Annotated in this window: 17 protein-coding genes; 9 read left to right on the top strand and 8 right to left on the bottom strand. The window is 70.7% G+C overall.

What is annotated here, in order from left to right; translation table 11 throughout:
* Nucleotides 1-11: 11 nt before the first annotated feature.
* Nucleotides 12-494 (bottom strand): RNA-binding protein, encoded by a 483-nt coding sequence (locus AXA68_RS04200; protein WP_066413211.1) that lies wholly within the window; start codon nucleotides 492-494, stop codon nucleotides 12-14.
* A 247-nt stretch (nucleotides 495-741) separates the two neighbouring features.
* Here AXA68_RS04200 and AXA68_RS04195 point away from each other — a divergent pair, with 247 nt between their 5' ends.
* The 3 genes from AXA68_RS04195 to AXA68_RS04185 all read left to right on the top strand — a co-directional run bounded on the left by AXA68_RS04195 (nucleotide 742) and on the right by AXA68_RS04185 (nucleotide 2,246).
* Nucleotides 742-1,323: a 2Fe-2S iron-sulfur cluster-binding protein gene (locus AXA68_RS04195; protein WP_066413207.1), complete on the top strand. Its 582-nt coding sequence runs from the start codon at nucleotides 742-744 to the stop codon at nucleotides 1,321-1,323.
* Between the two features lie 81 nt (nucleotides 1,324-1,404).
* Complete coding sequence (locus tag AXA68_RS04190) at nucleotides 1,405-1,803, top strand: hypothetical protein (RefSeq protein ID WP_080505152.1); 399 nt, start codon at nucleotides 1,405-1,407, stop codon at nucleotides 1,801-1,803.
* 116 nt (nucleotides 1,804-1,919) lie between these two features.
* A complete protein-coding gene (locus AXA68_RS04185; RefSeq protein ID WP_066413205.1) occupies nucleotides 1,920-2,246 on the top strand; it encodes a NifU family protein in 327 nt (108 codons plus the stop codon).
* Between the two features lie 27 nt (nucleotides 2,247-2,273).
* On the opposite strand, the gene AXA68_RS04180 is transcribed toward AXA68_RS04185, so the two are convergent.
* Nucleotides 2,274-3,788, bottom strand: a complete 1,515-nt coding sequence (locus tag AXA68_RS04180) for a DUF402 domain-containing protein (RefSeq protein WP_066413203.1) — start codon at nucleotides 3,786-3,788, stop codon at nucleotides 2,274-2,276.
* A gap of 258 nt (nucleotides 3,789-4,046) precedes the next feature.
* On the opposite strand from AXA68_RS04180, the gene AXA68_RS04175 reads away from it, so the two are divergent.
* Entirely contained in the window at nucleotides 4,047-5,084 is a 1,038-nt protein-coding gene (locus AXA68_RS04175) for a PrsW family intramembrane metalloprotease (RefSeq protein WP_066413201.1), read from the top strand.
* Between the two features lie 27 nt (nucleotides 5,085-5,111).
* Here AXA68_RS04175 and AXA68_RS04170 read toward each other — a convergent pair whose 3' ends face one another.
* The 4 genes from AXA68_RS04170 to AXA68_RS04155 all read right to left on the bottom strand — a co-directional run bounded on the left by AXA68_RS04170 (nucleotide 5,112) and on the right by AXA68_RS04155 (nucleotide 8,675).
* Complete coding sequence (locus AXA68_RS04170) at nucleotides 5,112-6,092, bottom strand: ROK family protein (RefSeq protein ID WP_066413199.1); 981 nt, start codon at nucleotides 6,090-6,092, stop codon at nucleotides 5,112-5,114.
* Nucleotides 6,093-6,199: 107 nt separating this feature from the next.
* The gene (locus AXA68_RS04165) at nucleotides 6,200-6,682 is read right to left on the bottom strand and encodes a universal stress protein (protein ID WP_066413196.1); all 483 of its coding nucleotides are present in this window, start codon (nucleotides 6,680-6,682) and stop codon (nucleotides 6,200-6,202) included.
* Between the two features lie 218 nt (nucleotides 6,683-6,900).
* Nucleotides 6,901-7,284, bottom strand: coding sequence for a DUF5611 family protein (locus tag AXA68_RS04160; protein ID WP_066413194.1), 384 nt, complete (start codon nucleotides 7,282-7,284; stop codon nucleotides 6,901-6,903).
* Nucleotides 7,285-7,415: 131 nt separating this feature from the next.
* Nucleotides 7,416-8,675 carry a DUF7093 family protein gene (locus tag AXA68_RS04155; protein ID WP_066413192.1) on the bottom strand — a complete coding sequence of 420 codons (1,260 nt, stop codon included), beginning with the start codon at nucleotides 8,673-8,675 and terminating at the stop codon, nucleotides 7,416-7,418.
* Nucleotides 8,676-8,835: 160 nt separating this feature from the next.
* Between AXA68_RS04155 and AXA68_RS04150 the strand changes: the two genes are divergently transcribed.
* Nucleotides 8,836-9,150 carry a 2Fe-2S iron-sulfur cluster-binding protein gene (locus tag AXA68_RS04150; RefSeq protein WP_066413190.1) on the top strand — a complete coding sequence of 105 codons (315 nt, stop codon included), beginning with the start codon at nucleotides 8,836-8,838 and terminating at the stop codon, nucleotides 9,148-9,150.
* A 147-nt stretch (nucleotides 9,151-9,297) separates the two neighbouring features.
* On the opposite strand, the gene AXA68_RS04145 is transcribed toward AXA68_RS04150, so the two are convergent.
* The gene (locus tag AXA68_RS04145) at nucleotides 9,298-9,492 is read right to left on the bottom strand and encodes a cold-shock protein (protein WP_023499165.1); all 195 of its coding nucleotides are present in this window, start codon (nucleotides 9,490-9,492) and stop codon (nucleotides 9,298-9,300) included.
* A 214-nt stretch (nucleotides 9,493-9,706) separates the two neighbouring features.
* On the opposite strand from AXA68_RS04145, the gene AXA68_RS04140 reads away from it, so the two are divergent.
* Entirely contained in the window at nucleotides 9,707-10,222 is a 516-nt protein-coding gene (locus AXA68_RS04140) for a hypothetical protein (protein WP_106388644.1), read from the top strand.
* A 64-nt stretch (nucleotides 10,223-10,286) separates the two neighbouring features.
* On the opposite strand, the gene AXA68_RS04135 is transcribed toward AXA68_RS04140, so the two are convergent.
* Nucleotides 10,287-11,750, bottom strand: a complete 1,464-nt coding sequence (locus tag AXA68_RS04135; protein WP_080505151.1) for an amidohydrolase — start codon at nucleotides 11,748-11,750, stop codon at nucleotides 10,287-10,289.
* Nucleotides 11,751-11,943: 193 nt separating this feature from the next.
* Here AXA68_RS04135 and AXA68_RS04130 point away from each other — a divergent pair, with 193 nt between their 5' ends.
* The 3 genes from AXA68_RS04130 (at nucleotide 11,944) to AXA68_RS04120 (ending at nucleotide 15,177) form a co-directional block, all read left to right on the top strand.
* On the top strand, nucleotides 11,944-13,578 hold the full coding sequence (locus tag AXA68_RS04130) for an HTTM domain-containing protein (protein ID WP_157884780.1): 1,635 nt from the start codon (nucleotides 11,944-11,946) through the stop codon (nucleotides 13,576-13,578).
* A 590-nt stretch (nucleotides 13,579-14,168) separates the two neighbouring features.
* Nucleotides 14,169-14,642, top strand: a complete 474-nt coding sequence (locus AXA68_RS04125) for a redoxin domain-containing protein (RefSeq protein WP_066413188.1) — start codon at nucleotides 14,169-14,171, stop codon at nucleotides 14,640-14,642.
* 85 nt (nucleotides 14,643-14,727) lie between these two features.
* Complete coding sequence (locus AXA68_RS04120; protein WP_066413185.1) at nucleotides 14,728-15,177, top strand: hypothetical protein; 450 nt, start codon at nucleotides 14,728-14,730, stop codon at nucleotides 15,175-15,177.
* Nucleotides 15,178-15,191 lie beyond the last annotated feature (14 nt).

The raw sequence follows: 15,191 nt of genomic DNA, 5'->3' as shown, positions 1-15,191 counted from the left end.
GAACGGGGCCCTCACGCCGAGAACTCGTAGAGCTCGTCGCCGACGTGGTGGATCGAGGAGACGACCTTCCCGCTGTCGCCGACCATCTCGTCGCCGTCGACCATCGCGCGGCCGACCGCGAGCACCTTCCCGTGGGTCTCCTCCGCGATCACGACGAGGTCGCCCTCGCGGATCGCCGCGTCCGCCTCGACGATGCCCGGCCGCATCACGTCCGCGCCGTCGGAGACGAACGAGATCGCGCCCGCGTCGACGGTGACGACGCCCGTCTCGGGCTCGTAGTCGTTCGCCCCCCGGACGGTGAGGAACGGCTCGTCGTCGTCGACGTAGAAGACCGCCGGCTCGCCGTCGACGAGCACCAGCTCGTAGTTCGCGTCGACGAACTCGACGAGCTCGAACGTCTCTCCGTCGACGTCGACGCCGAGGTGGTCGGCGACCGCCTCGCGGATCGCCGCGATCTCGTCGCTTCGGAGGTGGTGACGGGATTTCACCTGCATGACCGCCCGATCGACCGGCGCGCCGATAAAGGACCCGTTCCGCGTTCGCACGCCGGCACTGCGGACGCCACGCGGTACTGCTCAGCGGAGTGGCACGCGACGCGGTTCTCGGGTGCCACACGACGCGGTTCGCGGGAGGGCGGACGACGCCGGTTCGCGGGGCCACGTCGCCCCGATCCGCGGGGTGAATTCCCGGAGCGTTGGCCCGATCAAAACGGTATTAAACCACCTCTCCATAGTCGTCGGTATGCTTGACCCACTGCCGATCGCGCTCGCAGCGATCGCGACGCTGACGGTCGTTCTCGTCAGTACGCTGAAGGGGACGGGGTGGGAACCCACCGAGGACATCTCCGACGAGATCGTCGAACGGCGCGCCGAGTCCCTCCCGGATCCCGGCTTCCCCGAGCCCGGCAACCGCGCGATCGGCGCGGGCGGCGGTGGCGGCGGCGCGATCCCGGCGAGCGGCGAGGGCGGCGAGGGCGAACTCGAGGAGGGCGGCTCGGCGAGCGCCGGCCCCGGCGACATCCCCGAGGACGAGATCGAGTACTTCGAGGTCGAGTTCGCGAAGCAGGGCGAGACGGTCGAACTGGCGAACAACGAGCCGATCCTCGATCAGGGCGAAGAGCAGGGATGGGACCTCCCGTACGCCTGCCGGCAGGGACAGTGCGTCTCGTGTGCCGGACACATCACGGACGGCCCCTCCGAGGACTTCGTCGAACACGACAACCAGCAGATGCTCGACGAGGACGAACTCGGGGACGGCTACACGCTCACTTGCGTCGCGTACCCCCGCGACTCCTTCACCATCGAGACCGGCGAGGCCCCCTGACCCTCCGGCGACGACCCCCGATCCCCTTCGGCGACGGCGCGCTCGCGACACCCTTTTTTTCGTCTCCCCCGTACCCGCTCCATGTCACTGGCAGCCGTCGCCGGCGGGCTCCTCCTCGCGCTGGCGGCCGCGCTCGTCCACCGCGACGCGACGCGGGTCGGCGTCGAGACGGGATCGCCGGCGCTGTGGGCCGGTCTCGTTCTGCTCGCCGGGGGAACGGGGGCGGCCACGGCGCTTCTCGTCCCCGACGCGCCGATCCCGGGCGTCCTCGTGGTGGTCGCGTTGGGGCCGCTCCTGTACCTCCTCGAGCGCGACGACTCGCTTCACGGCGGCGACGACGCGGACCCGACGCGGCTTCCGAGCGCGGCGGCGGACGGACCCCCGTCGGCCGAGGAGGAGACGGCGCGGCCGGACGCCGGCGAGGACCCGGGCGACGGCGGACCCGACCCGCCGGCGAGTCGGGACGGTCGGGACGAGTGAGGCCGGACGAGGGCCCCCGCGAGTCTCCGGTCATCGACGGTGAGGTAGTTCGTTTCGACGATGCGAGCGACTCCCAAACCGCAACCTTCCAAAGGTTCGGGCGCGAAGGGGAGGTAATGAGCGACGAGAGCCTCGCGGAGCGGATCGAGACGTGGATGGTCGGCCAGATGCCGATCATCCAGATGCACGGCGGGACGAGCGTCGTGCGCGAGGCCGACCCGGAGACCGGCGAGGTCGTCGTCGAACTCGGCGGCGGCTGTGCGGGCTGTGGCGTCTCGAACATCACCGCCGAGAACATCCGCCGCGACCTCATCACCGACTTCGAGGCGGTCACCGACGTCACGGTCCGAGTCCCCTCCTCCGGCGACCAGGGGGCCTCGACCGTCGAGGGCGGCCGCGGCGGCGAGCTCCGCCACGAGACGGACGCCTCGAACCACTTCTGAGCGGGACGCGTTTCGAGATCTCCCCGGCTACAGCGCGTTCTCCAGCGCCGAGGCCACGCTCCGCGCCTTCTCGGCGAGCGCCTCGTCGACGTGGCCGGCCGCGACGGACTCGCCGAGGACCTCGTCGTCGACGCGCTCGACCGTCCCGTCGGGGTGTTTGATCACGTCGACGTGGAGGTCGACGTAGCGGGCGGCGTCCGGGAAGACCTCGACGGGGGTACAGACGTTGACGTAGGTCCCCTTCACCGTCCCGTCGGAGCCCCGGTAGGTGGTGGGGTACCACCACCGACCCTCCTTGAGGCTCGTCGTCGCCACGTCACCGGCCTCACGGCGGGTGCCGAGCCCGTCGTAGTCCCCGCCGGGCGTCATCTCCCGCTCGACGGTGATCGATCCGTCGTCGTCGACCGCGGTCACCGTTCCCTCGCCGAGGGTGATCAGCCGGCCGTCGGGCTTGCCGTGTTCGATCCGGAGCCGGTCGCCCTCCGTCGGGCCGAAGGCGTCGCGAACGGCGGAAACGGGGAAGTCGGCGTCGGGATCCGGATCGCAGATCGCCTCCGCGAAGTCGACGCCGGCGGACGCCGACCCGGAGCCGGCCTTGATCCGGTGGTGGCCCGGCATCGTCGCGGTCACCTTCCGGCGGACTGCGTCGAGCGCGAAGCGCGACTCGCGGCCGAACCAGACCCACGCGCCGGCGTTCGGGCGGGCGAGCGGCTCGGCGCGCGTCTCCGCGGAGTCCGCGAGGAGGCCGACACCGCCGGCGTCGCGGTCGTCCGCGTCGCCGACGCCGACCGCCTCCGCGAGCCGCTCGGCCTCGCTCACGGCGCGTTCCAGCCCCGCCTCGAGGTCGTCCACGTCGGCGTCGAGCGCGGCCGGCCCCCAGACCGCGCGCCACCCGTCGGGCGGCTCGATCCCGAGGAGCTCGGTCATCCCCGCCAGCTCGCGGGCCGCCTCGTCGTCGCGAACGTCGACGCGGGTCCCCGAGCCCGGCTCCAGGGTGACGAGGCCGGTTCCGACCCGGAGCGCCGCGTCCAGTTCCGGCCGACGCGACTCCCAGGGCGCGGCCGACGACCGCACCTGGGTTCGGACCCGATCGCCGGTTTCGACCCGCGCGTCGACGTTCCCGTACGGGAGATACCCCTCGACGGGGCCGTCCGGAACGGGGGCGTCGTCCGCGGCCGTCTCGTCCCGGGAGGAGTCGCCGCCGGATCCGACAGCCAACTCGAGGACCGCGCCGCCGCCGAGCGTCTCCACCACCTCGCCGTCAAGGACGGTCCCGACGGGCGTCGGATCGGTCCACGCGAGCGCGTCGATCCCGACGTCGACGAGGCGGTCCCGGATCGCGGCGACCGCGTCGGGATCGCCGGCGACGCCGACGCCCTGGCGGTCGTCGGTCGTCTCGATCGCGGCGTCGGGCGGGGCGGCGGGGAACGTCGCGTCGAAGCGTCGCCGGATCGGCGGCGAGGCGTCGACGACCGTGTGGTCGGCCTCGAGCAGGAGTCGCGTCAGCGCGGTCGCGTAGATCCCGCGGACCCGCGCGTTCACGACCGCACACCTCGACTCGCTCGCCGCTCGCTCGCGTTCTCGCGTCGTTCGTCGGCGTCCATGTCCGGGGGTTTCGGCCGCGACCGCTTGAACCTCCGGTGTCCGGCGGACCGGACGACGACGGGAGCAAGCGAATTCGACGACGGCGAGACGAGGGAATTCGACGACGACGGGGAGCGCGGTCGCCGGCACCCGTCGCCGCGACAACACTGACCGCCACGGCGACCCATTAAGTTGGGCGGAGCCGAACTGCGTCGCATGGACTCACGGTCGGACCCCGTCGAGCGGGGCGACGACGGCGACCGCGACCTCTACGACGTCGCCACGTGGGAGGAGCGCACCTCCCTCGACGGGCTCGCGGTCGCGTTGTACTGGCTTCTCACGCGCTCGGCGAAGGCGCTCCTCGTGCTGCTGGCCGGAGTGATCCTCCTCAGCATCTTCGCCTCCTTCGGCGTGGGACTGATCTTCGATCCCGCCATCGCCGTGTTGCTGGCGCTGTCGACCGTCCCCGCGCTCGGGCTCGCGGCGTACGTGTACGTCTCCGACGTCACGACCGGCGAGCCGCTCTCGCTTCTGGTCGCGACGTTCCTGTTGTCCGTACTGACCGCGACGTTCGCGGCGGTCCTCAACGGCGCGGCTCGCCCGCTCTTCGAACCGCTCGGGTTCCTCGGGACGATCCTCTTCTTCTTCGTCATCGTCGGTCCGATAGAGGAGACGGTGAAGCTGCTCGCGGTGCGGCTGTACGCGTACACCGACGAGCGGTTCGACGCCGTGATCGACGGCGCGGTGTACGGCGCGATCGCCGGGCTCGGCTTCGCCGTCATCGAGAACCTCCTGTACATCGCACGGAGCGTCGACATCGCGGAGCTCTCGCTCGGCCTCGCGGCGCTCGGCGCGGGCGACGGGATCGCCGCGCTTCGCGCGCTCGCCGGCCCCGGCCACGTCGTCTACTCGGCCTTCGCGGGCTACTACCTGGGGCTCGCGAAGTTCAACCCCGAGAACCGCGGGCCGATCGTGATCAAGGGACTCGTGATCGCGGCGACGATCCACGCGCTGTACAACACCCTCGTGGGGCCGGTGACGGCGATCGCCTCGGGACTGTTCGGCCTCCCGCAGGTCCTCGCGCTGTTCGGGTTCGTCGTCGTCTTCCAAGGCGCGTTCGGCTACGTCCTCCTCCGGAAGATCTGGCGGTATCGAGACGCGTACCTCGCGACGCGGAACGCGAGAGGGAGCGGCGCGACGGGCGACGGACGCGGCCCGGAGGCGACTCCCGAGCGGGACGAGTTCGAGGAGTAATCGGGAGGGGAACCGGAGATCGTCCGCCTACGGGGGCGACTCGACGCGCGAGCGGTCGCCGGTCCCGCCGGTGAGCGCGCTCGCGAGCGCGCCCTTGACGACGACGTCGTCGCCGAGTTCGGTGAGCCGGATCTCCGGGACGTTGATGAACACCATCTCCGCGAGCTTCTCGCGGACCGGATCGAGGACGCGCTCGGGATTGTTGAGCGCGACCGCGCCGCCGACGCTGACGACGAGCGGGGCGTACGCGTGGATCACGTTCGCGACCCCCATCGCGTTCCAGTGGGCGAGCTGGTCTATCACGTGGTCGGCGAAGGTGTCCGAGCCGGCGGCCTCGAAGACGTCGACCGCGGAGAAGTCGGGGTCCTCGATCGGGAGCGCGGTCTCGATGGGGTCCTCCTCGTGGAGCTCGCGGGCGTACTTCGGGATGTTGTTGCCGGAGCAGTACCCCTCCCAGTGGCCGTCGAGGCCGCACCCGCAGGTCATGAACCCGTGCGGGTCGACGGTCATGTGGCCGACCTCGCCCGCGTTGCCGTCCCACCCCGAGAGGACGTTGCCGTCGACGGCGACGCCCGCGCCGATCCCCGAGGAGACGGTGAGGTACACCATGTCGTCGGGGTTGCGCTCGGAGTGGAAGCGCTCGCCGATCACGCCCGCGTTGGTGTCGTTGTGGAGGTGGACCTCCTCGGTGTCGAGCAGCCGCGAGACCGGGCCGACGAGCGGGATCCGCTCGACGGTGTCCGGGAGGTTCGCCGGGTTCAACACGACCCCGGCCGCGAGGTCGAGCGGACCGATGGAGCCGATCCCGGCGGCGGCGACCGCGTCCGGATCGACGCCGGCCTCCGCGCACGCGTTTCGGACGACGCTCAACACCGCCTCGGTGACGGCGATGCCGGTCGGGCCACGGGGGGTGCCGCGCGCGTCGGAGCCGAGCACGGTCGCCGTCTCGTCGCCGACGACCGCGCGGACGTTCGTCGCGCCGAGGTCGACGCCCACGTAGTAAGCCATCGGCGGAAAGAGGGCCCCGTTACCACTTAATCGGGACGGTTCGGGCGACGCGGTCGATCGCGACCGGTCGAACGTAGATCGTCGAAAGGGAACGCCCGAGACCGGAGTCAGGGCGCGACGCGGCGTTTCGACTCGACGGGCTCCTCGCGCACGAACGTCACCGGACACGGCGCGGAGAGGATCACGTCCTGTGCGACGCTGCCGAAGACCGCCTTGCCGGTCGGCGAGCGGTGGCGACCGCCGACGACGACGCGGTCGGCGTCGGTCTCCTCGGCCAGCGCGACGATCTCGTCGGCGTGGTCGCCGACCGCGCCGCGGATCTCGTGGTTCACGCCCGCCGCCGAGAGCGCCTTCGAGATGGATCTGGTGGTGGTGTGCCGTTCCGCGACCGCGTCGGGGGTCGACCCCTCGCTCTCGGCGTCGACGCCGAGGTTCGACCGGACCTCGGCGAACTCGTCGTCGCCGAACACGTGCGCGAGGACGACCGTGGCCCCGGTTGGCTTCGCGACGCTCGTCGCCTCCGCGGCGAGCCGCTCGGTTCGTTTCTCGTCCTCGGTTCCGACCGCTAACAGGATCGTCTCGATGCTCATACCTTCCGTTGTCGGCCGGCGTGCTTAAAGCTGCTGATTTTTAACTCAATATTGAATTAATATTCATGACAAGGGCGGACGCGACGGATCGGCCGTGAGAGCGAGAGAGACGGCTCCGCGGCGGAGAGGAAACACGATCTCGAGACGGCCGCGTCGCTCGAGGGGTGACGGTCGCCGGCGAGAACGGGAGCGGAGGCGTCGGGAGTCGGGGGAGAACGTCAGTAGTCGGGGGCGTCGTCCTCGACCTCGCGTTTCAGCGAGTCCCGTCGGGACTTCGCGTCGCGGCCGGTGGCCTCGAGCAGGAAGGAGTTCTTCGCGTCGACCGCGTCGGCGGCGGCGTCGGCGTTCCCCTCGGCGATGACCTCCTCGGCCGGGCGTTCCTCGAAGTGGACCGCGAGCTTGTCCTTCTTGCCGCTGTACTCGGCCGCACCGGCGACGATCCGCTCGAAGACGGGGTTCTCGGGATCCTCGACCACGTACAGCTCGTGGCCGTCGTACTCCTCGGTGCCGGTGACCTCGCCGAAGTACTCCTCGATGGAGCCTTTGAGATCCGGCATGCGCTCGTCGAGATGCTCGCCGCGACGCATCTTGTACTGCTTCATGCCGCGACCGTTCGACAGGGTCGCGTAAACCAGTTTCGTCACGGAGAACCGGCGTCACACGCCGGGCTCGAGGCTCGAAACGACGAGAAACGGAACGGTGAGAGGGAGGTCGAAACGCGCCGGTCCGGCGACTACTGCGGGCGTTCCGCGACGTAGCCTCGTTTACACTCGGGACAGATGTCGCCCGCTCGCATCGAACTGCCGTCGGACCCGACGGTCATGCCGCACTCGGGACAGTAGTACTCCGTCGGAGTCGTCCCCGTACCCTCCGGCTCCAACTCGGGGCTCTCCTCGCGGGTGATCCCGGATCCGGGGCCGTCGTCCGCCGCCTCGGCGGCGGGCTCGTTCGGTCCACTACCGCCTTCGACGCCGCCCGCGGATCCGGTTGATGACCGGCGCTCCGCCGGCTCGACGTACTCCGCGTCCGCGGAGCCCGCACCGGACTCCGCGACCTCCGGGGTGAGACCGCCGAACTCGACGCCGCTGTCGCCGTCCCCGCCGACCTCGGCGTCGAACCCCTCGTCTTCGGCCTGCTGTTCGGGCCAGGGCGTCGTCTCGAACGCCGTATCGTCGTCGTCCGCCTCGACCTCCGGCCACTCGCCGCGGTCGCGGTCGTCCGCGGCGTCGGTTGCGTCCGCGTCGTCCGCGTCGAGGATCACGCCGTCGTCGCGGGCGTCTTCGCCGTCACGGTCGGGACCGGCGTCGGAGGCGTCGGCCGGATCCGGCGGAGCCTCGTCGGTACCGCTCCCGGCGGCATCGCTCCCGGCGGCATCGCTCCCGGCGGCATCGCTCCCGGCGTCGACCGACCCGGCGTCGGCCGCGTCGACGTCGGGACCGGGGCCGTCGTCGATCAGCTCCGCGCCCTCGTCGTCCGCCGCGACCGCGGCGTCTCCGGGGGCGGAGTCGTCGACCGGAGCGTCGACCGGGGCGTCGACCGGAGCGTCGTCCGCCGACCCGTCGACCGTCGCCTCGCCCTCGGCGGGGGCGTCCTCGAGGATCTCCGCGTCGTCCGCGTCGGGGTCGGCCGCGTCGACGCCGTCGTAATCGATGTCGGGGCTCCGGTCCGCTCCGCCGGAGCGGGACGACGGCTCCGCGGGCGTTCCGCGTCCGTCGGGCCCGTCGGCCGGCCCGGTCGACCCGGGCGTCTCCGCCCGCTCGCTCGCGTCGGATGCGCCGGTCGTGTCGGCCGGGGACGCCCCGGCGGTCGCCTGGTCGGTGAGCTGTTCCATCGTCGTGACCTCGGTGTTCTCGCTCACGACCTGCGTCTCGCCGCAGCGAGCGCAGGTCTTCACCTCCCTGACGGTCGTGACGACTTCCCCGCCGTCCTCCTCGCGCTCGCGCTCTAGTTCGGGCTCCGAGAAATCGTGCCCGAGCAGACACCTGAGTCCCATTACACCACCCTGCGGTGCCGAGGGTAAAAAACGCCCCGTCGGCGTCGGACGCCCGGCACACGCCGGTCTCGGGTTCGAGACGGGCCGTCGGCGTCGATCGGGGTGATCCGCGACGCACACCAGACTCTTTGAGGCCTCGACGCGTACGGTATCACGCACCATGCCGACCGTGTACTACCAGGGCGAGGAGATCGAGTGCGAGGAGGGTGCCGTCTTGCGCGACGTGTTGAAGGAGGCCGGACTGTCGGTGTACAACGGCAGGTCGGAGCAGTTCAACTGTCGCGGAACCGGCTCGTGTGGGACCTGTGCGGTTCAAGTCGACGGCGAAGTCAGCGAGCCGGGCCGCAAGGAGAAGGCCCGACTCTGGCTCCCGCCCCACCACCCCAGCCACGACGTTCGGCTCGCGTGTCAGACCCGCGTCGAGGGCGACGTCGAGGTGACGAAGGGCCGGGGGCTCTGGGGCCAACACGTCTAGCGACGGCGACGGAACCGCTCGTCGCCGCCGCTACGCGGTCGATAACAGCCCGCGACGGACGTGAGTCCGCACCGCGGGAACAAAACTCGTTTTCGCGTGTCGGAGCCGTGTTCGGCGTCAGCCGGACGACCCGCCTCGGTAGCCGGTTTACTGCCGAACGACGTTGGTCGCGCGGGGACCCTTGGGCGAGGACTCGATGTCGAACTCGAGCTCCTGACCCTCCTCGAGGTCCGGACCGCCAACGTCCTCCATGTGGAAGAACACGTCGTCGTCCTCGTCCTCAGTCGAAATGAAACCGTAGCCGCCAGTGTCGTTGAAGAAATCAACCTTTCCTGTCGCCATTGCGTTTAGACACACGCCGGTCGGGGGAATAAGACTTGCGAGTGTACAGTTAACACGACCGTCACTCGACGATCGTTTTCGATGTTCGTCAAAACAACCGCGTCCGGTGACCGTCCGAGCGGTTTCGCCGGAGGGAACCGACGGACCGGTCGGTTCCCCGCCGCGCCCCGGTCAGACGCGGACGTTTATACTCGAGCGGGACCGATCCGGTGGCGTGTTTCCCAGCTTCCGGGAGAACGGACCCGCGATTCTGGTGCCGGCCGCGTGGCTCGTGGCCGCGAGCGCGGTCCTCGGGGTCGTCGGCACGCACGCGCTGTTCGTCGCCCACGTCGTGATGAGCGCCCTGCTCGTCGCGTTTCTCGTCGGCTCGTGGGACGAGATGGGGTCGGGTGCCCTCCGCGTCTGGAGGCTCGTCGTCCTCGCGGGCACGCCCGCGACGCTCGCGGGCGTCGTCGGCTTCCTCGCGCTCGACGGCCGGATCGCCCTCCCCGCGGAGCCGCTCCTCGCGGTCGCGCTGTACGGGTGGATCCTGCTCCCGGCGGCCGGGCTGGCGGACACCGGGCGGCGGGTCGAGCGGGCCGGGCGCGCGTACGGTCTCGGCGCGACCTGCTGTGTCGCCGGGGCGGTCGGCGTCGCGGTCTCGGGAACGGCGACCGGGACCGCCGCGGGACTCGCCGTCGTCGGCGTCGGTCAGACGATCGGGATCGTCGCCGCGACCGTCGGGGAGTGAGTCGGCGCAGGGAGTGAGTCGGCGCAGGGAGTGAGTCGGCGCGCGGCGTTCCGGCGCGCGGCGTTCAGTCGTCGTCCGCGGTGCCGGCAGCCGGCGGCTCGGCCTCGAAGGTCGGCTCGAAGTCGGGGCGCTCGACGCCGAGCAGCTCGTAGGGGTCGGCGTCGTCCGGCATCGCCGACTCGTACCCGTCCGCGCCGCCGCGCTCCTCGAACTCGGCGACGACCTCGGCGCGGAGCTCCTCGTCGGCCAGCAGCCGGAGGAGCGTCCCGCCGATCGTCTTCGCGGCGTACAGCATTCCCTCCGTGCCGGTGGAGCCGCTTGCGGCCACCGCCTGCCAGGAGTGTGGCGGCGTCCCGACGGGCCACGTCGCCGTCGTCATCCGGCCGAGCGGGACGATCTGGCTCACGTCGCCGGAGTCGGTGGAGTACGACCCGACCTCGCCGGCGTCGAGCGCGTCGATCGGCTCGGTGAAGTACGCCGAGTCGCGGGCGCGGTCGCGGTGTTCGGGCTCCAGTTCCTCGAGCTGCCCCGACACGTCGCCGAGCGACTCGCGGAGGTCGTCGGCGAGCGGGTCGTCGACGGAGAACGCGCCGATCTCGCCCATCGTCTCGCGGATGGCGTCGCCGAGCGTCTCGTTCGGTCGGACGCCGTAGATCCCGCTGATCTTGGTGACTTCGACGTCGACGTCGCCCATCAGCGCCGCGCCCTCCGCCGCCCTGCGGAACCACGCGGAGACCTCGTCGACGAGGTCGCGGCTCGGCGCGCGCACGAGGTACTCGCCCGTCGCCTCCGGCGGGACGACGTTTGCCGCGTCGCCGCCCTCGGTGATCACGTAGTGGAGCCGGACCGGGTCGGGGACGTGCTCGCGCATGTACTCGACGGCCGTGTTGAGGAGCTGGAGACCGTCGAGCGCGCTCCGGCCGGCCTCGGGCGAGGCGGCGGCGTGGGAGGACTCGCCGTGGACGGTCACCTCGAAGCCGTCGACCGCCAGACACGACCCCTTCGTGGGCGCGTTGTACCAGCCCGGATGCCAGGAGACCACCGCGTCGATGTCGTCGAACGCGCCCGCGCGAGCCATGTACACCTTCCCCGCGCCGGCCTCCTCGGCGGGCGTTCCGACGTAGACGACAGAGCCCTCGAGGCCCTCGTCGATCGCGTCGGCGACCGCGAGCGCGGCCCCGAGCGAGCCGACCCCGAAGAGGTTGTGGCCGCAGCCGTGGCCGTTTCCGCCCGCCTCGATCGGCTCCTTCGTCGCGCTCACGCGCTGTGAGAGGCCGGGGAGCGCGTCGAACTCGCCCATCGTGCCGACGACCGGGTCCCCCTCGCCGTACCGGGCGACGAAGGCGGTCTCGACGTCGCCGACGCCGACCTCGACGTCGAAGCCGCGCTCCGCGAGGACGCTGATCAGTCGGTCGGCCGCGTACGTCTCCTCGAAGGCCGTCTGCGGGTGCTCCCAGATGTCGCGGGCGAGCGCCGTGAGCTCCTCGCGCCGGTCCTCGACCGCGTCGGTCACCGTATCGAGTTCCATGCCAACGGATGGCGAAGACCGGTCAAAAAGGGTTCGGACGCGGCGAAGCGGTGCGAGCGGCCCGAAAACCCGCTGACGACGGTCCCGAGGGACGGCGACGGCGGCCCAACAGATATACATACGGTCTACGCGAGGCATTATGCGATCGGACGGGTCCCCGCCGGAGGCCGGCGGCGACCCCCGTCGAGACCGAATGCCGTCACGAGACACCCCGTCCCCGAACGACCCCGACGACTCGGTAGACAGCCACCAGGAGTCGGCCGACCGCGACGAGACGCCCGCTCCGGCCGGGAGCCCGCTCGCGCGAGCGTGGGAACGGCTGTCATCGGTTCGCGACCGCGTGCGCAGGCGGTTCGAGGTCGACGCCCGGTCGCTCGCGGCCGTCCGGATCGCGCTCGCGCTCGTGATCCTGGTCGACCTCCTCCACCGGTCGCAGGACCTCGCGCTGTTTTACACCGACGCGGGCGTCTACCCGGTGGCGGCCTACGAGGCCACCTACGGCCAGTACACCGGCGTCTCGCTCCACGCGCTCTCGGGGGACCTCTGGTTCCAGGGGGCGTTGTTCGTCGTCGCGGGCGTCTTCGCCGTCGCGTTCCTCCTCGGCTACCGGACGCGGCTGGTCGGCTTCGTCTCGCTGTTGCTCCTGTTCTCGCTTCAGGCGCGGAACCCCGCCGTCCTCAACGGCGGCGACCGGCTGTTCCGCGTGCTGTTGGCCGTCGCGCTCGTGACGCCGCTCGGCGAGCGCTGGTCGATCGACGCGCTCCGGCGCGGGTCGGCGAGGGAGACCGTCGCGAGCTTCGGGACCGCGGCGCTTCTCGTCCAGCCGGTGGTCGTGTTCACCTCGAACGCGATCCTGAAACACGCCGGACAGGAGTGGTACGCCGGCGACGGCCTCATGATCGCCTTACACAACGACGTGATGACGACCGCGCTCGGCAAGGTCGTCGTCGACTTCCCGGCGCTCCTGACGCTGCTCAACTACGGCTGGGTTGTGTTGCTCTCCGGGTCCGTGCTGTTCCTCCTGGGGACCGTCGACCGCGCCCGGATGGTCGCCGCCTTCGTCTACACCAGCGCGTTCGTCGGGATGCTGTTGACGATGGCGGTCGGGCTGTTCCCGCTGTTATTGATGACGGCCATGCTCCCGTTCCTCCCGGGACTCTTCTGGGACGAGCTCGCCCGCCGCGTGCCGTCCTCGTGGCGGGAACGGCTCCCGAGCGAGGAGGCGGCGCTCGGGATGCTCGGGCCGCTCGGGCGACCCCCGATCGAGCGGCGGGTCCTCGACCCCGACCGGGAGGGCTGGTACGGGGAGGCGTCCGACTACGCGGTCGCGTACGCCAAGTCGCTTCTGACCGTGCTGGGCCTTCTCGTCCTGGTGTGGATCCTGGTGTTCAGCGCGATCAGCGTCGGCGGGTACGACGTGCCGGAGCAGATCGATTACGAGCACCTCGACCAACAGAAGTGGGGACTGTACGCGCCCGATCCGACGGAGTCGTACAGCTGGTACTCCTCGCGGGCGTACTTCGCGAACGGCTCCATGGGGAACGCGTTCGGCGGCGGGGAGCTCACCTTCGACCGGCCGCCGGACCCGGCCGCCGAGTACCCGAACTTCCGCCACCGGAAGTTCATGTCGGCGGTCAACAGCGCCGGCCCGGACGGGATCATCGCGGAGAGCTACGCCGACTGGGTGTGTGAACGAGCCCAGGAGATCCACGAGGAGCCCGTCGATCGGGTGACCGTCTACCGGGTGTACCAGGAGAGTCCGATCGACGGCGAGTACGACGACCCCGGCCGGCAGATCGTGATCGAACGCGACTGTTCGACCGCCTGAGTCGGGCGATCGACCGCCAGGCCGAACCCGCCGCGCCGGTTTGGTCGGGATCACGAATCCGTGAGCGTTCCGTCCTCACTTCGGTCAATAGAGACGAAGGAGCGACCGATTCTGCGGTGCGGTGGCGCGCCGGTGAGCGGGTGCGACAGCACCCGCGAACCGCCCGCGAGGGACGCGGCGAGCGGAGCGAAGCGGAGGGAGCCGCAGCGAGGCGCTACGCGCCTCTAGCAGCCGGCGGCGAAGCCGCCGGCGACGAGGCTGGGGAGGCGTGAGGTGCGTCGCGGGGCTGTGCGGGGTGGGACTCAAAGGGGCAGTCGCGAGGAGGCCGTAGGCGACGCAAGCACCGCAGGGAGCGAGTGAAACGAGTGACCGAGGAGCACAGCGAGCGTACGGCCTCCTCGCGACTGGGGCTTTGGAGGAGTTCACCGCGCCAGCAACGATCTCGTTCTTATCAACCCAGTCTCTCACGAGATACCCGTCGAATAAGCACTCGGAGTATAACGACCGTTTCACTCGAGAGACGATGGAGAACCGATGAGCCGACGGGACCACGACAGGTTTTAGGACGCCACGGACCTCCCTTCGCGTGTATGGTCTCGACCGGCGACACCGCACCGACGTTCACCGCGACGTACAAGGGATCCGACCACGAGACGTTCGATCTCGAGGAACACCTCGGCGACGGCCCGGTCGTCCTCGCCTTCTTCCCCGGCGCGTTCACGCCGCCGTGTAGCAACGAGATGGTGGCGCTCCAGGAGCGGTACGACGACTTCGAGGCGGCCGGCGCGACCCTGTTGGGAGTCAGCGCCGACTCCGCGTTCTCGCTCGGTGCCTTCGCCGACGAGTACGACCTCGCGTTCGACCTCGTGAGCGACATGGACGGCGATACGATCGAGGCGTACGGGCTCTCGATGGATCTCGCCGATCTCGGGCTCTACGGCGTCGCCAACCGCGCGGTGTACGTCCTCGACGACGAGGGCACCGTGACGTACGCGTGGGTCGCGGACGACCCGACGAACGAACCCGACTACGACGCGCTGCTCGAGGCCGTCGAAGCGGCCTGACGCGGGCGAGTCCCCGGTCTCTCTGCTCGTGTACCGGCGGGCGTTCCCGACACGCTTTTTTCATCGCGCGGAGAGACGGAGCCGAATGCGTTCGCGAACCCCGCAAGGAACCGAGGAGCGACCGGGCGGCGTACGGCTCCGGGCGCTCCGTCGGCCGCTCGCCGTCTGGGCGCTCATGGCGGTCCTCGCCGTCCTCAACGGCGGGTTCAGGGAGGTCGTTCTCGTGTCGCGGCTCGGCCATCGCGTCGCGCACCTCCTCAGTACCGCCCTGCTCGTCGCCGCGATCCTCCTCGTCGCGTACGGCTTCTTCCGGTCGACGTCGGTCGACTACCGCCGGACCGAGCTGGCGGCCGTGGGCGTCTGCTGGACCGTCCTGACCGTCGGATTCGAGTTCCTCGTCGGGTACGTCGAGGGGACGCCCGTCTCGGTGACGCTCGGACAGTACGACGTGCTCGCGGGACAGGTGTGGATCGCCGTCCCGGTGACCCTCCTCGTCGCGCCGCTGCTGTTCGGTCACGCCTCTCGGCGGGGGTAGCGGACCGGTCGCCA

Source organism: Halorubrum aethiopicum, from assembly GCF_001542905.1.
GTDB lineage: Archaea > Halobacteriota > Halobacteria > Halobacteriales > Haloferacaceae > Halorubrum > Halorubrum aethiopicum.
The sequence above is the reverse complement of the archived record's forward strand: the minus strand, read 5'-3'. Positions and strand labels throughout refer to the sequence as shown.

Bases quoted from the DNA above. Each gene is read 5' to 3' on its own strand.
- AXA68_RS04200 (WP_066413211.1), bottom strand. From the start codon at position 494: ATGCAGGTGAAATCCCGTCACCACCTCCGAAGCGACGAGATCGCGGCG.
- AXA68_RS04195 (WP_066413207.1), top strand. From the start codon at position 742: ATGCTTGACCCACTGCCGATCGCGCTCGCAGCGATCGCGACGCTGACG.
- AXA68_RS04190 (WP_080505152.1), top strand. From the start codon at position 1,405: ATGTCACTGGCAGCCGTCGCCGGCGGGCTCCTCCTCGCGCTGGCGGCC.
- AXA68_RS04185 (WP_066413205.1), top strand. From the start codon at position 1,920: ATGAGCGACGAGAGCCTCGCGGAGCGGATCGAGACGTGGATGGTCGGC.
- AXA68_RS04175 (WP_066413201.1), top strand. From the start codon at position 4,047: ATGGACTCACGGTCGGACCCCGTCGAGCGGGGCGACGACGGCGACCGC.
- AXA68_RS04170 (WP_066413199.1), bottom strand. From the start codon at position 6,092: ATGGCTTACTACGTGGGCGTCGACCTCGGCGCGACGAACGTCCGCGCG.
- AXA68_RS04165 (WP_066413196.1), bottom strand. From the start codon at position 6,682: ATGAGCATCGAGACGATCCTGTTAGCGGTCGGAACCGAGGACGAGAAA.
- AXA68_RS04160 (WP_066413194.1), bottom strand. From the start codon at position 7,284: ATGAAGCAGTACAAGATGCGTCGCGGCGAGCATCTCGACGAGCGCATG.
- AXA68_RS04155 (WP_066413192.1), bottom strand. From the start codon at position 8,675: ATGGGACTCAGGTGTCTGCTCGGGCACGATTTCTCGGAGCCCGAACTA.
- AXA68_RS04150 (WP_066413190.1), top strand. From the start codon at position 8,836: ATGCCGACCGTGTACTACCAGGGCGAGGAGATCGAGTGCGAGGAGGGT.
- AXA68_RS04145 (WP_023499165.1), bottom strand. From the start codon at position 9,492: ATGGCGACAGGAAAGGTTGATTTCTTCAACGACACTGGCGGCTACGGT.
- AXA68_RS04135 (WP_080505151.1), bottom strand. From the start codon at position 11,750: ATGGAACTCGATACGGTGACCGACGCGGTCGAGGACCGGCGCGAGGAG.
- AXA68_RS04130 (WP_157884780.1), top strand. From the start codon at position 11,944: ATGCCGTCACGAGACACCCCGTCCCCGAACGACCCCGACGACTCGGTA.
- AXA68_RS04125 (WP_066413188.1), top strand. From the start codon at position 14,169: ATGGTCTCGACCGGCGACACCGCACCGACGTTCACCGCGACGTACAAG.
- AXA68_RS04120 (WP_066413185.1), top strand. From the start codon at position 14,728: ATGCGTTCGCGAACCCCGCAAGGAACCGAGGAGCGACCGGGCGGCGTA.